This window comes from Nocardia sp. alder85J, assembly GCF_020176955.2.
Taxonomy (GTDB): Bacteria; Actinomycetota; Actinomycetes; order Mycobacteriales; family Mycobacteriaceae; genus Nocardia.
In genome coordinates this window covers 584360-598788 of sequence record NZ_JAIUCZ020000003.1, presented here as the reverse complement: position 1 = coordinate 598788, position 14429 = coordinate 584360, and the positions used below count along the sequence as shown (strand labels likewise).

14 protein-coding genes are annotated in these 14429 nt (G+C 70.1%); 7 read left to right on the top strand and 7 right to left on the bottom strand.

Features of this window, described 5'->3' with window-relative positions:
- Positions 1 to 60 precede the first annotated feature (60 nt).
- Complete coding sequence (locus LBW94_RS13940; RefSeq protein ID WP_225054002.1) at positions 61 to 645, top strand: TetR/AcrR family transcriptional regulator; 585 nt, start codon at positions 61 to 63, stop codon at positions 643 to 645.
- A 260-nt stretch (positions 646 to 905) separates the two neighbouring features.
- Here the strand turns inward: LBW94_RS13940 and LBW94_RS13935 are convergent, their stop codons facing one another.
- The 4 genes from LBW94_RS13935 to LBW94_RS13920 all read right to left on the bottom strand — a co-directional run bounded on the left by LBW94_RS13935 (position 906) and on the right by LBW94_RS13920 (position 4461).
- Positions 906 to 1985 carry an NAD(P)H-dependent flavin oxidoreductase gene (locus LBW94_RS13935; protein WP_225054003.1) on the bottom strand — a complete coding sequence of 360 codons (1080 nt, stop codon included), beginning with the start codon at positions 1983 to 1985 and terminating at the stop codon, positions 906 to 908.
- Positions 1982 to 2743 (bottom strand): CoA-transferase, encoded by a 762-nt coding sequence (locus tag LBW94_RS13930; protein ID WP_225054005.1) that lies wholly within the window; start codon positions 2741 to 2743, stop codon positions 1982 to 1984. The genes LBW94_RS13935 and LBW94_RS13930 overlap by 4 nt, the downstream gene beginning before the upstream one ends.
- Positions 2744 to 2816: 73 nt before the next feature.
- Positions 2817 to 3695, bottom strand: coding sequence for a CoA transferase subunit A (locus tag LBW94_RS13925; protein ID WP_225054006.1), 879 nt, complete (start codon positions 3693 to 3695; stop codon positions 2817 to 2819).
- A gap of 1 nt (position 3696) precedes the next feature.
- A complete protein-coding gene (locus LBW94_RS13920) occupies positions 3697 to 4461 on the bottom strand; it encodes an enoyl-CoA hydratase family protein (RefSeq protein WP_225054008.1) in 765 nt (254 codons plus the stop codon).
- A 50-nt stretch (positions 4462 to 4511) separates the two neighbouring features.
- On the opposite strand from LBW94_RS13920, the gene LBW94_RS13915 reads away from it, so the two are divergent.
- Positions 4512 to 5306, top strand: a complete 795-nt coding sequence (locus tag LBW94_RS13915; protein WP_416276883.1) for an SDR family oxidoreductase — start codon at positions 4512 to 4514, stop codon at positions 5304 to 5306.
- Between the two features lie 74 nt (positions 5307 to 5380).
- Positions 5381 to 6295, top strand: a complete 915-nt coding sequence (locus LBW94_RS13910) for an SDR family oxidoreductase (protein ID WP_225054009.1) — start codon at positions 5381 to 5383, stop codon at positions 6293 to 6295.
- A 70-nt stretch (positions 6296 to 6365) separates the two neighbouring features.
- Here the strand turns inward: LBW94_RS13910 and LBW94_RS13905 are convergent, their stop codons facing one another.
- Positions 6366 to 7121: an SDR family oxidoreductase gene (locus LBW94_RS13905; protein ID WP_225054011.1), complete on the bottom strand. Its 756-nt coding sequence runs from the start codon at positions 7119 to 7121 to the stop codon at positions 6366 to 6368.
- A 109-nt stretch (positions 7122 to 7230) separates the two neighbouring features.
- On the opposite strand from LBW94_RS13905, the gene LBW94_RS13900 reads away from it, so the two are divergent.
- The 4 genes from LBW94_RS13900 (at position 7231) to LBW94_RS13885 (ending at position 12174) form a co-directional block, all read left to right on the top strand.
- A complete protein-coding gene (locus LBW94_RS13900; protein ID WP_225054012.1) occupies positions 7231 to 8064 on the top strand; it encodes a helix-turn-helix transcriptional regulator in 834 nt (277 codons plus the stop codon).
- A gap of 1749 nt (positions 8065 to 9813) precedes the next feature.
- Positions 9814 to 10656 carry a hypothetical protein gene (locus LBW94_RS13895; protein WP_225054014.1) on the top strand — a complete coding sequence of 281 codons (843 nt, stop codon included), beginning with the start codon at positions 9814 to 9816 and terminating at the stop codon, positions 10654 to 10656.
- 13 nt (positions 10657 to 10669) lie between these two features.
- A complete protein-coding gene (locus LBW94_RS13890) occupies positions 10670 to 11182 on the top strand; it encodes an ImmA/IrrE family metallo-endopeptidase (protein ID WP_225054015.1) in 513 nt (170 codons plus the stop codon).
- Positions 11179 to 12174 (top strand): hypothetical protein, encoded by a 996-nt coding sequence (locus tag LBW94_RS13885; protein ID WP_225054017.1) that lies wholly within the window; start codon positions 11179 to 11181, stop codon positions 12172 to 12174. Before LBW94_RS13890 ends, LBW94_RS13885 begins: the two co-directional genes overlap by 4 nt.
- Before the next feature lie 255 nt (positions 12175 to 12429).
- On the opposite strand, the gene LBW94_RS13880 is transcribed toward LBW94_RS13885, so the two are convergent.
- Positions 12430 to 12846, bottom strand: a complete 417-nt coding sequence (locus LBW94_RS13880) for a helix-turn-helix domain-containing protein (RefSeq protein WP_011207048.1) — start codon at positions 12844 to 12846, stop codon at positions 12430 to 12432.
- Positions 12847 to 13206: 360 nt separating this feature from the next.
- Positions 13207 to 14373, bottom strand: coding sequence for a steroid 3-ketoacyl-CoA thiolase (locus tag LBW94_RS13875; RefSeq protein WP_225054018.1), 1167 nt, complete (start codon positions 14371 to 14373; stop codon positions 13207 to 13209).
- Between the last annotated feature and the right edge of the window lie 56 nt (positions 14374 to 14429).

The window sequence follows — 14429 nt, the reverse complement described above, 5'->3', positions numbered from 1 at the left end:
ATCTAGCATGGAACGATCGGTTCAATCAAGAAAACGGTTCAATCCGAGGAGGACAGCGACGTGGCGACGGCCGGCCCGCGGGCCCGATTGCTCACGAACACCATCGCCACGGTGCAGGAGCACGGTGTGCACGCCGCCGGACTCAACGAATTACTGAAGCGCAGCAACGCCTCTCGCAATTCGCTGTACCAGCACTTCCCGGCCGGTAAATCCCAGCTGGTCGAGGCGGCCGCCCGCATCGTGGCCCGCGTCGTCTACTCACACGTGAGTTCCACTGCCGACGCCCTGAAATCGGCCCGGAGCCCCGAACAGTGGCTCGACCAACTCTTCGCGTTCTGGCGAACCCCCCTGGAGGTCAGCGACTATCGCGAGGGCTCCTTCATGATGGCCGCCGCCCTCGACGAACTCGACCCCGAGGTTCAATCCGTAGCCGGCCACGCCTTCGCCGAATGGACCGCCCGCCTCGCCGACGGCCTGATGGCCGCCGGCATCGACGAGGCCCCCGCCTGCGCCATAGCGGGGCTGCTCCTCTCGGTGGTCGAAGGCGCCATCGTCCAGAGCCGCGCCCTGAAATCCACCCGCCCCTTCGACGACGCTCGCACCCAACTCGCTCTTCTCCTCCGCCACCACCTCGACCGGCACTGAATTCGGCGGCCGGACGCGGCGAATATCCTGTCGCCCGGGCGGATTCGCCGACCGGCCGGTTCAGTGCCGCGCGCCGGCCGGGTCCGCGACCGTCGGCAGCGTGCCGGCGCGGTGGGCGCGCCGGGCGTCCTCGAGGAACTCGCGGCTGAGCATCGCCGTGAGCATGGCGACGCCGCCGCGGTGGACGCGGAATTCGGCGGAGGGCCCCGCGCTGCCGGCGATGCGGATGATCGGGCCGGCGGCGTCCTTGTCCGGCGCCGTCAGCCGGTGGGCTGGGTGGTGCGGAGGGCCGCGAGGGCGTCGATGCGGGTGACGGCGTCGGTGACGATGCGGTCGATCAGGTCGGTGACCGTGGGGAGGTCGTCGATGATGCCGGTGACCTGGCCGGCGGCCAGCACACCGGCGTCGGTGTTGCCCTCCACCAGACCGGCTTTCAGCAGCATGGGGGTGTTGGCGGCCATGATCACCTGGGACCAGGTGAGGTCCTTGGTCTTTCGCATGGCCAGCCCGTCGCGGATCAGGGCGGACCAGGTCATGCCGGACATGCTCTTGAAGCGGGCGGCGTTGCCGACGGCGGCGGACAGGCCGCGCCAGCTGCCGGAATGTTCCAGGCGGGCAACGAGTTCGGTGTTCAGGACGCGGTGGGGCATGCCGTCGACCTTGCGGGAGACCACGGTGTCCTGGAGGCCGCGGCGCAGGTACTCCTGTTTGATCGCGTCGGGGACGGTGCTCTCGCGGGTCAGCAGGAAGCGGGTGCCCATCGCGACGCCGGCGGCGCCGTAGGACAGTGCGGCGGCCAGGCCGCGGCCGTCGAAGAAGCCGCCCGCGGCGACCACGGGGATGTCGACGGCATCCAGCACCGAGGGCAGCAGCAGGGTGGTGGCGACCGGGCCGGTGTGGCCGCCGCCCTCGCCGCCCTGCACGATCACGGCGTCGGCGCCCCAGGAGGCCACCTTCACCGCGTGTTTGGCGGCGCCGATCGACGGGATCACCACGACGCCGGCGTCCTTCAGGCGGGCGATCAGCTCCTGCTTCGGGGCCAGGGCGAAGGAGGCCACCTTCACCTGTTCGCGGATCAGCAGTTCGATGCGTTCGGCGGCGTCGGCGGCGTCGGCGCGGATGTTGACGCCGAACGGTTTTCCGGTGTGTGCCTTGGTCTTCGTGATCGCGGCCTCGAGTTCGGCGAAGGTCATCGTGGCCGAGGCCAGGATGCCCAGGCCGCCGGCGTCGGCGGTGGCGGCGACCAGGCGGGGACCGGCGACCCAGCCCATACCGGTCTGCACGATCGGGTGCTCGATGCCCACCAGCTCCGTCAGAGCGGTGCGCAGGCGGGGGGTCACGCCGAGACCTCCTTCTCGCGCAAACCCTTGGGGTCCAGCACCGTTCGGATCAGATGCAGTTCCTCCTCGGTGGGCAGACGGGTGGGTGCGGCGGTCTCCACATCGGCGACCTCGAAGGCGGTGTCGGCGGCGACGTCCGCGGCGGTCACGCCCGGATGCAGGGACAGGGCGCGCAGGGTGTGGCCGGGGCCGCCGAAATCGAAGACGCCCAGATTGCTGATCACCCGGTGCAGATGGTGGAACCGGAACGCCGGATTCTCGGGATCGACCTTGTCGTAACCGATTCCGGAGACGATGTCGACCCGGTCGCAGAACACCCGGGAGGTGTGCCGGGGCACGAAGTAGCTGGTCGGGTGGTTGACGGTGTTGCCGGGAGCGCCACGCACGCCGAACATCTGGCGCGTGGGCTGCTGCAACGGGCCGAAGGCCGAGAGGTTCTGGTTGCCGTGCCGGTCGATCTGGTTGGCGCCCATCACCACATGGCGGCGGCCGGAGGCGACCACATCGAAGACCTTGCCGAACGGGATCCAGCCCTCGATCGGGGCCTTCGCGCCCAGCGCGGGGGTCTCGGCGAGGAACAGCGCCTCGCCGTCGGAGATCAGCAGATCCGGTTCGAAGGTCAGCCGGGCCAGCCGGGCGCCGATCGTCGGCGTCGGCGACATCGGGCTGGCCATGATCTCGCCCGCGCCGCGGAAGATCTCGGCGCAGGCGACCGCGCACACCTCGGCGCGGGTGACGGTGGTGGTGTCACTGCTCACTGTGTTGTCCTTTCCGGCGCGCTCGGGGGCGCTACCTGGTTACGCTTCGCTGCCGCCTCCGCGCCCTGACCGATCACGCCGGCTCCTCGGCGAAAGCGCGGACGGCCGACTGGTATTCGGCCTCGGTGACGTCCAGGTACCGGGCCTTGAACTCGGCCCACGACTCCGGGGTCGCGGCGGCCGCGACGTAGTGGCGCTGGAACCGCTCGTCACGGCCGTAGCTGCCGGAGAAGGTGAAGTGCGCGCCGCCGGGCGCCTCGACCACCCCGTCGACCATCATGCGGTTGAGGATGATCGCCTGCTGCGGAACGGTTTTCACCAGCTCCTCGGTGTCGACCACGCGGTCCACCGAGAGGTAGCGGCGCTCGGCGGCCAGGCAGAACAGGTTGTCCATGTACGGGTCGACGCCGGTGTAGGCGGCATTGCCGTGCTTGTCGCCGACATCCAGATGGACGAAGGCGGCGTCGAGATGCAGCGCGGGCATCGCGACCAGGGTTTCGGTGCGGCCGTCGGCATCCGGGTACGGCGACCGCACGGTGCGCAGTTCGCCGTCCCAGAAGTTCGGCACATCGGAGCCGAGCCCGGCGCGAATCGGCAGGAACGGCAGCCGGGCGGCGGCGGCCTGCAGCCCGCACTTCACCATGCCCTCGTCCATCTCCCGCGCCACGATCTGGCCGCCGGTGCGGGCCGCGGCGAACCACGGATCGTAGAACGGCGCCGAATCCAGCGACACGAAGCCGTAATACGCCTTGCGGACCTTCCCTGCCGAGCACAGCAGGCCGAGATCCGCACCGCCGTAGGTGACCACGGTGAGATCGGTGACATCGGTGCGCAGGATCGCACGCACGAAGGCCAGCGGCTTGCGCCGCGACCCCCAGCCGCCGATGCCGACGGTCATCCCGCTGCGCAGGCCGGAAACGGCCTCCTCCAGGGAGATTCGCTTGTCCCGCATGTTATTTCCCCGCCTTCCGGGCCGCCAGGTCCTCGTCGAACCGGGCGCGGATCTCGTCGGCCACTCCGGCCAGATTCAGTTCGAAGGTGAAACCCTGCTCGTATCGGTAGCTGCGGTGCACGTCCTGGGTGTCGATACCGTTGAGGGCACGCTTGGCGGCCCGGATCACCCGGCCGTCCTTGGTGGCGATGTTCTTCGCCACTTCCAGTGCGGCGGCGTCCAATTCGGCTCGCGGCACCACCTTGTACACGGATCCGAAGTGGTGCAGTTGCTGGGCCGTGACGGTGCCCGCGGTGAAGAACAGCGTGCGCATCAGATGCTGCGGCACCAGCCGGGACAGATGGGTGGCCGCGCCGAGGGCGCCGCGCTCCACCTCGGGCAGGCCGAAAGTGGCATCCTCGGACGCCACGATCACATCCGAATTTCCGACCAGGCCGATGCCGCCGCCCAGGCAGAAGCCCTGCACCGCGGTCACCACCGGCACCTCGCAGTCGTACACCGCGCCGAACGCCTCGAAACAGCCGGTGTTGTGGTCGATCAGGGTCTGGTGGCCCGGATTGCGCTGGATCTCCTTGATGTCCACCCCGGCGTTGAAGCCACGGCCCTCCGCGCGCAGCACCACGACCTTGGTCTCCGGATCCCGCCCGGCCGCCCGGACCGCGTCGGCGAGTGCGAACCAGCCCGCGGCCGGGAACGCGTTGACCGGCGGGAAGTCGATCGTGACGACCTCGATCCCCGAGGTCTCGGTGTGACGGTTGATCCCCATCGCATGTCCATTCGTTGGCAAAACAAGCAAGTGCTTGGTAGGTTAGCACGGTGGCAATCGAAGTGGATCTCTCCGGATCCGTCGTCCTGGTCACCGGTGGAGTGCGCGGCGTGGGAGCGGGCATCAGCCGGGTCTTCCTCGACGCCGGCGCCCACGTGGTGACCTGCGCACGCCGCCCCCCGCAGGCGCCGATCAGCGGCGCCGCCGGCACGGCGGAGTTCCTGCCCTGCGATGTGCGTGATGCCGACGCGGTGCGGGAACTGATCGAGGCGGTCGTGGCGCGGCACGGCCGCCTCGATCACGTGGTCAACAACGCGGGGGGCGCCCCGTTCGCGCCCACGGCCACCGCGAGCCCGAACTATCACGACAAGATCGTTCAGCTGAATCTCATGGCGCCGCTGTGGGTTTCGCGCGAGGCCAACAACATCATGCAGCAGCAGCGCGACGGCGGCTCGATCGTGATGATCTCCAGCGTCTCCGGGCACCGCCCGTCCCCGGCCAGCGCCGCCTACGGTGCGGCGAAGGCCGGGCTGGACAGCCTGGTCACCTCGCTGGCGGTGGAGTGGGCGCCCAAGGTGCGGCTCAACTCGGTGATCGTCGGCATGGTCCGCACCGAGAGCAGCCACCTGCACTACGGCGACGAGGCGGGCATCGCCGCCGTCGCGGACACCGTGCCGTTGCGCCGGCTGGCCACCCCCGAGGACATCGGCCGCTGTGCGGCATTCCTGGCCTCGCCACTGGCCGGATATGTCACCGGCGGCTCGCTGCTGGTGCACGGCGGCGGCGAGCGCCCGGCCTTCCTGGACGCCGCCACCGCGGGCAATGTCGAGACCGCCGGACACTGACCGATGCGGGACAGTCTCCCGCCCACCGAGATTCGACCGCGCAGCAGCGCCCGAGCGAAACGAGAACAGCCGACATGACCGACAACACCACCCTGTGCGCCGGCCGCACCGTCATCGTGACCGGCGCGGGACGCGGCATCGGCCGGGCGCACGCGCTGGCCTTCGCGGCGGCGGGCGCGAACGTCGTCGTCAACGATCTGGGCGCCGAACTGGACGGGGCGCCCAGCGCCGATTCCCCTGCGGCACAAGTGGTCGCGGAGATCGAGGCGCTCGGCGGCCGGGCCGTGGTCAACGGTGACGACGTCGCGGACTGGGCCGGGGCGAAGCGGCTGATCGGCCAGGCGGTGGAGACCTTCGGCGGCCTGGACGTGCTGGTCAACAATGCGGGCATCGTCCGCGATCGGATGCTGGTCAACCTCGGCGAGGACGAATGGGACGCGGTGATCCGCGTCCACCTCAAGGGTCACTTCGCCACCATGCGGCACGCCGCCGAATACTGGCGCAACGAGTCCAAGGCGGGCCGTCCGGTCGCCGCGCGCATCGTCAACACCAGTTCCGGTGCGGGCCTGCAGGGTTCGGTCGGCCAGGGCAACTACGGCGCGGCCAAGGCCGGTATCGCCGCCCTGACCATCACCGCCGCGGCCGAATTCGGCCGCTACGGCATCACCGTCAACGCGATCGCGCCCAGCGCGCGCACCCGGATGACGGAACAGGTCTTCGCCGAGACGATGGCCCGCCCGGACGAGGGCTTCGACGCGATGGCGCCGGAGAACATCTCGCCGCTGGTGGTCTGGCTGGGCAGCGCCGAATCGGCCGACGTCACCGGCCGCATGTTCGAGGTCGAGGGCGGCCGGGTGGCGCTGGCCGACGGCTGGCGGCACGGCGTCCCGGTGGACCGCGGCGCGCGCTGGGAGCCCGCCGAACTCGGCGCCGCGGTCCGGGATCTGATCGCGAAATCGGTTGCGCCGGAGCCTGTCTACGGAGCCTGAGGTACCGTCCGCCGAGCGGCGCGCCGAGCGGTCCGGCGGCGGCGGTTCGGCGCGGTCGCGGCAGCGCCCGCTACCAGGGCAACGAGCCGAATTCCGCGCCGTCGGCGGCGCCCCAGCGGAATCCGGTGAACTGCCCGCTGGGGCCGCCCGCGGGCGCGGTGAGCACCGCCACGATCGGCTCGGCGCCCTGGGCCGGCGTGCGGAATCCGCTGTGGCCGTTGAGATCCGTGGCGGTATAGCCGGGGTTGACGGCGTTCACCCGGATCGGGGTGTCCCACAGCTCCTTCGCGTACTGCGCGGTGATCATGTTGAGCGCGGTCTTCGAGGTCGGATAGGGAATGGCCGCCATCGGCCACAGCGGGCCGTCCGGATCGGTGGTCATCGTGAGCGAACCGACCTCGCTGGACACGTTGACGATGCGCGCGGCCGGGGCGCGGCGCAGCAGCGGCAGCATCGCGTTGGTCACCGCGACCACGCCGAACACGTTGGTCTCGAAGACCTGGCGCAGGGTGGGCAGCGTGGTCGAGGACGGCTTCCCGTCGCCCTCGTACGGCCCCGCGATCGCGGCGTTGTTCACCAGCACGTCGAGCGCGCCGAAGTCGGCCTCGATCGTGGCGGCGGCCCGCGCGACGGAATCCGGGTCGGTCACGTCCAGCGGGACGAGCTGGGCGTCGGCGCCGCCGGCCCGCAGCTTCGCCACGGCGGTCTCGCCGCGCTCCCGGTCGCGGGCGCCGACCAGTACGGTGAAGCCGTGATCGGCCAGCTGACGGGCGATTTCGTAGCCGATGCCCTTGTTGGCACCGGTGATCAGAGCGGTTTCGGTCATGTCCCCACTGTTCGCGCCGCGCGCGCCGGGAGGGAGGACCGAGTTGTACCACCCACCGGCGGTCGCGATGGCCGACACTGGAGCGCAGACGAGCGAAGGGATGCCGCCGATGAGTGATCGCGCCGAACTCGCGGCCTTCCTGCGCACCCGCCGTGCCCGGCTGCGCCCCGCCGACGTGGGCCTGCCCGACCTCGGAAACCACCGGCGCACACCGGGTCTGCGCCGCCAGGAGGTCGCGCAACTGGCCGGGCTGTCGGTGGACTACTACATCCGGCTGGAACAGGCGCGCGGGGCGAGCCCGTCGCGGCAGGTGCTGGCCGCGCTGGCCCGCGCGCTACTGCTGACCGCCGACGAGCGCGAGTACCTGTACCGCATCGCGGGAGAGCAGCCGCCGATCGTGATCGGCCCGAATCGCACCGTGCCGCACTCGATTCGGATCATGATGGCCAATCTGGTGGCCACGCCCGCCTATGTGGTCGACGCCACCTACGACATCCTCGCCTGGAATGCGCTCGCGGTGCACTTCATCGGCGATCTCGACGCGCTGCCCGGTGCCGAACGGAACATGATCCGCTGGATGTTCCGGGCGGTGCCGCCCGACGGGGTCTGGAGCGACGAGGCGGCGCTGGCCTTCGCCCGATCCACCGTCGCCGATCTGCGTGCCGCCTACGCCCGCTATCCGGGCAATCCCGGCCTGAACCGCATGGTCACCGAATTACTGGGTACCTCAACGCACTTCGCGGAACTGTGGGCATCCCACGATGTCGAGGTGCGCCGCGCCCACCGCAAGCGGGTGGCGCATCCGCAGTGGGGTCCGCTGGAATTCGAGTGTCAGGTCATGCACATCGCCGACACCGATCAGCGCATGATCTTCTACTGCGCCGATCCCGGTTCCCGCACCGACGAGATCTTCCGCGCGCTGGCGCTCCGCACCGCCGGCTGACCGCCGATGCGGCTGCGGCGCCGGAGGTCTCACCCACCGACCGGCCGGTGTCGAATCGGTGCGAGATGATTGCTGAGCGAAATGAAACACCTCCGATCCCGGAAGCTGTCTGTAAGATTGCCGAGTCACCGCAGCGCCGCGTGACGATCCGCTCCGTCCTGCTCCGACGATGTTCGATCCGCAGCCACTCTCGCACCGAATAACCCTGTGCGAGTGGCAATGACCGCTGTCCGGGCGGATCCTCGGCCCGGAACGTGCGTGGCCCGATACGATCTCGTGTCCGGTTTGTTGCGAGTAGACTGGGTCAGCAGTCGGACGGTCATGCTGTTCGCGGTGAAAAGTGGGGCAAATCATACAAATTCAATGTTTTGGCAAATGTTTGGAAGCTAGCATGATGTCGGCTCCATCGAAGTCCCGGATGAGCTCGCAACCCGGGTGACGTTCTGCGCTCTACACGATGAGGGGAAAGGTAAGCGCATGACTCTGGGTCGCTTGGTGCGTGTCACGGCGGTCGCCGGGGTCGTGGCCGGGTACGGATTCCTGGGCCCGTTGGTCGCCGAGGCCCGGCCCGCATGCCCGCAATGCCCCACAGACGAACCGTCCGAGCGCACCCTGTACATACCCGGCCGCCCGGCTCCTGTGCCCGATTCGTCGCATTCAGCGGGCACTATCGCGGCTTCTGCGCCCGATCCCACCCCCGGCGCTCTGTTCGGCGCCGTCTCGTCCGGTCCCGCCGCCCCCGCGGCAGTGGAAATCGAATCCCCGGCCCTTGCTCCGGTACCACCTACGCGGCCGTTCTCTTTCGGCCGAACCGGCGTCACCCTGCCATACCCCGGCTTCCCGCCCCGCTCGCCGCACGCCCGCGTCCCAGCCGCCCTGCGCGACACCCGCTCGGCGGGATTCGCGACCCTCCTCGGCGCCCTGGCCACCGGATTCGATACAGCTGCAACAGGTTACGTTCACCCCGAGTCGGCCCCGACCGCCTTCGCGGCCCTGCTGACCCCACTCGGCACCGACTCACCCACCCCGGACGCCGAAGCCGCGCCGCCGGATACCGGCGCCATCACCCCGAACGTCCCACCCGGCCCGGCCACGACGGTGGGGCTCGACGCCGACAGGCTGTCGGGCCTGCCGAACGTCGGTTCGAGACCGATGTGGCCCGGTCGCGCGGTCCGGGGGGATCCGACGGTGTCGGATCCGGCCCGCGCGAGCAGCAGTGCCGCGGATCGTGCCGGATGGCGAGAGTCACCGGGATCCGATTCGGCTGCAATCGAATCCGGTGACGCCGCGTCGTCGATCGCCGATGCGGCCGTCGCCGCGGCGCTGGGTACCGGTCCCGGCGCGGCGGGGCGTGCGGCTGTGCACCGTGGGGTTCCGCTGGATGGGCCGGAAACGGATACGGATGTGGCCGAGCAGAGTGACAGGGGAACGGCGCGGGCGAGTTCGGGTCCTGTGATCGGCGGTGTTGTGCTGCCGGATGTTCTGGGAACGGGGTCGGCCGGTGGAGTGCCGCCGGGCATCGGTCCGGGTGCGGCTGATCAGGGTGGGGTCGGAACGACGGAGGCGCTGGGTTCGGACTCGGGCACGACTGGGTCCTCGCTGCTGGGTGAGCCGGGAACGGGTTCGGCCACAGCGGATTCGGCTGATGCCGATGGCGAGGTGGTATCGGTGGGCGCCGTCGGGGCGGATTCGGGCGGATCGGGTACCGGTGCTGCTCCGGTCGATGCCCTGGGGACAGGTTCGGCCGCAGTGGGTTCGGCCGGTGCCGGTGGCACTGCTGTGCTCGCGGGTCTGTTGGGGACGGGCTCGGCGGCGCTGGGTTCGGCCGCTGTGGGTAGTGGCGCCGCGCTGGCGGAGGCGTTGGGCACGGGATCCGCTGCGGCGGGTTCGGCCGGTGCCGGTGTGCTGGGAACGGGTTCGGCTGGAGTGGGGTCGGCGGGGGCGGCGACCGGGTCGGCCCTGTTGGGGGTGCTCGGAACGGGGTCGGCGGCGGTCGGGTCGGCGGGTGCGGCGACGGGGTCGGCCTTGTCGGGGGTGCTCGGAACGGGGTCGGCGGCGGTCGGGTCGGCGGGTGCGGCGACGGGGTCGGCCTTGCTGGAGGTGTTGGGGACCGGGTCGGCCGGTGCTGCAACGGGTTCCGGGCTGGTGGGGACCGGGTCGGCGGCGGTGGGATCGGCCGCGGTCGGGTCGGCCGCGCTGGCGTCGCCGCTGTTGTTGTTGCTTCTGCCAGCGCCGCCCGCGCCGGTGGTGCCGGAGCCGCAGTTGGCGGTACCGCCGTTGCCGGGTGTGGTGCCGGGGGCCGTGCCGTGGTCGGTCCGGCCGGTCGCGGTCCCGGCGCCGTCGGGATCGGAGGAGGCGCCGGTGGCGGTGCCGGCGGTGCCGATGCCCGTGCCGGGGGTGCGGGCGGCGCCGGAGGTGCGGCCGGTCGCGGAGTACGGGGGGCTGCCGCCGGTGCGGGTCCTCGCCGTGGTCGGGGGGCTGATCGCGATGGGGCTGGCGGCGGGTGGGTCGGGGGCGGTCGGGTTCCGGAGTGCGGCGGCGGCGCAGGCCCGCGTCGATGCCGCACGTGCGGTGTTCTTTCCACGGGCATGACGAGGGGGTGTGAGTGACCAACGACAGCCGGCCACCGAGCCGGTCCTATCGCCGGGTGGCGGCCGCGGTCGACGCGGTCTGCGCGGTGGCCGCCGATTTCGACGCCACCACGCTGGACGAGGTGGTGCTCGCGATCTCCGCCGAGCGGCGCCGGCCGATCGAGATCGCCTCCGGCGCCCTGGCCCCGGGGGTGTGCGGTCAGCGCCGCATCTATCCCGAGAAGGATGTGATCGTGCTGGCCGCGGGGCTGCCCAGCCGGGAGCACACGCTCGCGCACGAGCTGGGGCACATCGTCTTCGATCATCCCGGTGAGATCGCCGCCGAGGTCACGCTCGCGGCGAGTGACGATCTGATCGCCTACATGCTGAACCGGCGCGCGCACCAGGAGATGGTCGCCGACGGGCCCGATGAGCGGGCCGAGTGGGAGGCGGAGACCTTCGCCAGCATGCTGATGACCAGGTTGCGCGTGTTCCACAGCCGGGGCGCGGGCGTCTCGGTCCTTCGATTCGACGAGGCGCTGGGATGACGTTCTGGATGGCGGCACTGGTGATCTGGATGGCCGCGGGCGGCCGGGTCGGGCGGGTGCTGGTGAAACCGGCGACCACGGCCCGGGTCGCGATCGTGGTGGCGGTGACGGCGGTGGCCGTCGCCGTGACGGTGTCGATCCCGGAGGTGGCGGTCGCCGTCGACCACCTGCTGCCGGGCGGCATCGACGGGATTCCGCTGGGCGACCGGGTGACCGGGGCGGCCTGGCTGGAGTTCGCGGTCGCGACCTCCGTGGTGGCCGCCGCGGCCTGGCCGGTCGTGTCCCGGCGCAATCTGCGCACGATCGCGTGGTCGATCCATCTCGCCGGGCTGCTCGCGGTCGGCGCCACGATCGGGTGGTCGATGTTGTGCGGCTTCGTGATCACCGTGCTGGCCTGCGGATTCATCGCGGTGACCGGGCTGCGCAATCTGGACTGGACGGCGCTCGGACGCGGCATCGCCCTCTATACCGCGGGCACCGTGGCGGTGGGGGCGCTCGCGGCGCTGTCGATCCGGCGGCTGCTGCTGGGCCGGGCCCCGGCCCGGCCGGGCGCCCCGGGCTGGTTCTGGCCGGCCTGGCTGGTGGCGGGTGTGGTCATCGCCGTGGGGGCGGTGTGGATCGTGATCGAGCTGTGGGCGCGGGCGCGCCTGCTGCTGCGGCGGATTCGCGCCTTGCACCGGACGCTGGTCGGGCGGTTCCCCGAGGTGGTGGCCCGGGAGGGGACCGGTTCCACCACTCAGCTGAAGGCCTCCGACCAGGTCACACAGATCATGGACGCGATGTATCTACAGTCCGGCAGCGGGGTCGAACTGGTACCGCTCGGCCCGCCACCGATCTCGATCGGGGAGCGCGCGAACCTGGTCGCGCGCTGGGCGCACGACCCGTCGGGTGGGGTCGCACTCGATGCCCGCTGGCTCGCACCGCCGGAGGGACTGAGCCCGCGCGGCTGGGTCCGTGCCATCGCCCGGGCCTTCCGGAAGACCGGAGGCTGAGGCGGACCCATGGCGTGCAAACGAAAAGCGTACGAACAATTGCAATCACATACTGCCGGGCGTTCGCCCGACCGGGTGGTTTTATGTCCTGGATCACAGTGCGGCGTTCTGTGCCGGCGATGGGAGACCACCTCGGAAGCGGCGCACGGACACGGCTCACACCGAAGCGGGTCTCGCTTCGGTGTGAGCCGAAATCACCCCCAAAACAAACACAGCGCGGTGGTCACCGCACTGTGTGTTGCCCCGAGGCCCTGGTTATTCCGTGCCGTCCGGCGGGATCTCCGGCAAGCCCTCACTTGCCCGCAGCTTCTCTGCCATCGAGGTCAGGAGGTTCTGCGATTCCTCCGAGAGGTCGAAGGCCCTACTCGACAACCGACGAAGTCCGTAGCCCTGCAGCTGGGATAGCAGCTCCAGATCGTGATCGATCTTGGCCGCGTAGATGTCGTTGAAGAAGTAGTCCGGCTTGACCTTGAAGAACTTCGCCAGCGCTGCCACCGTCTCGTCGGACGGATTGGTCCGCTGTCCCGACCGCAACTGCGAGAGGTACGGTTTCGAGATCGGATGGCCGGAGGCCGTCAACGCTGCCGCCACCTCGGCATTGGTGTGCGGCTTGCGCCCCGGGGGATGCACGGTTTCGAACAGCTTGTTCAGCCGCGCCGCGAAATCAGCCATTGTGAGCCGCCCAATTCCCTTCGCTGTACTAACAGTCGTTATCTCGGATACGTATCATTGATATTAGCGGCTGAGTAACTGAAAACCTACGCCTGATTCGCGATTTCCTTGAAGCTTCCAGACGTCCGGTTCGGGAACGGATGTCGGCCTCGGCGTTTGCGGGGTACCCCAACGGCACTGGGGAACCGCAGGCCGGAGCGGGTTTTCGCCCGTCGGGAGGGTGGGCGCGACCCTCCGAATGGTAGCCAAAAGATAGCTGTTGTCTCATACAAGACTCTGTACTGAGTATTGTGTGGTGTACACCACCCGGAGGGTCTACGGGGATGAACGTTCAACAACGCCCACGTGAAGCGCCTGTTTCTACAACCGCTCCAGGATCGTGCCGGTCGCAAGTGCGCCACCGGCGCACATGAGGATCATCGCGGTGGTCCCGCCGGTGCGCTCCAGCTCGTGCAGCGCGGTGGTGATCAGCCGGGATCCGGTGCTGCCCACCGCGTGACCGAGCGCGATGGCGCCGCCGTTGACGTTCACCTTGTCCGGATCGGGTTCGTGCACCGACGCCCAGGACAGCACCACCGAGGCGAAGGCCTCGTTGATCTCGAACAGGTCGATGTCGGAGATGCTCATGCCGGAGCGCTCCAGCAGCCGGGTGGTGGCCTGCACCGGTCCGTCCAGATGGAATTCCGGCTCCGCCCCGACCAGGACCTGGGTGCGGATGCGGGCGCGCGGGCGCAGTCCGTGCCGGGCGGCGACCTGCTCGTCCATCAGCAGGACGGCCGCGGCCGCGTCGGAGATCTGCGAGGAGGTACCCGCGGTGTGGATTCCGCCCTCCAGCACCGGCTTCAGCTTGGCCAGGCCCTCCAGCGTGGTGTCGCGCAGGCCCTGATCGCGCGTCACGTCCAGCTTTTCGCCGGTGAGCGCGCCACTCTTGTCGACCTGCGGTGCGGTGACGGTGAGCACCTCGCGCTCGAAGCGGCCCTCCGCCCAGGCTTGCGTGGCCAGTTGTTGTGAGCGCAAGCCGAATTGGTCGACATCCGCGCGAGTGATGCCGCGCCGCTTGGCGATTCGCTCGGCCGCGCCGAACTGATCCGGCATGTCGATGTTCCAGGACGCCGGGCGGCGCGGCCCGGCCTGCGCGGTGTTGAGGTTGGCGCCCAGCGGCACGTGGGTCATCGCCTCCACGCCGCAGGCGAGCCCGACATCGATGGCGCCGGCGGCGATCAGGCCCGCGACCAGGTGGTTGGCCTGCTGCGCCGACCCGCACTGCGCGTCGATGGTGGTCGCGCCGGTCTGCCACGGCAACCCGGCGTGCAGCCAGGCGACGCGGGTGACGTTGTTGGACTGTTCGCCGGCCTGGGTGACACAGCCACCGATGACCTGTTCGACCAGTGCCGGATCCAGGTGGGCACGCTCGATGACGCCGCGCTGCGCGGCCCCCAGGACTTCGGCCGCGTGCAGTCCGGCCAGCCAGCCGCCACGCTTCCCGATCGGGGTCCGAGCCGCTTCGACGATCACGGGTGTGCCCATGAGCCTTCCTTCCCCTTGCATGTAGCAAAAAACTGAAACAAGTTCGATGCTAGCTC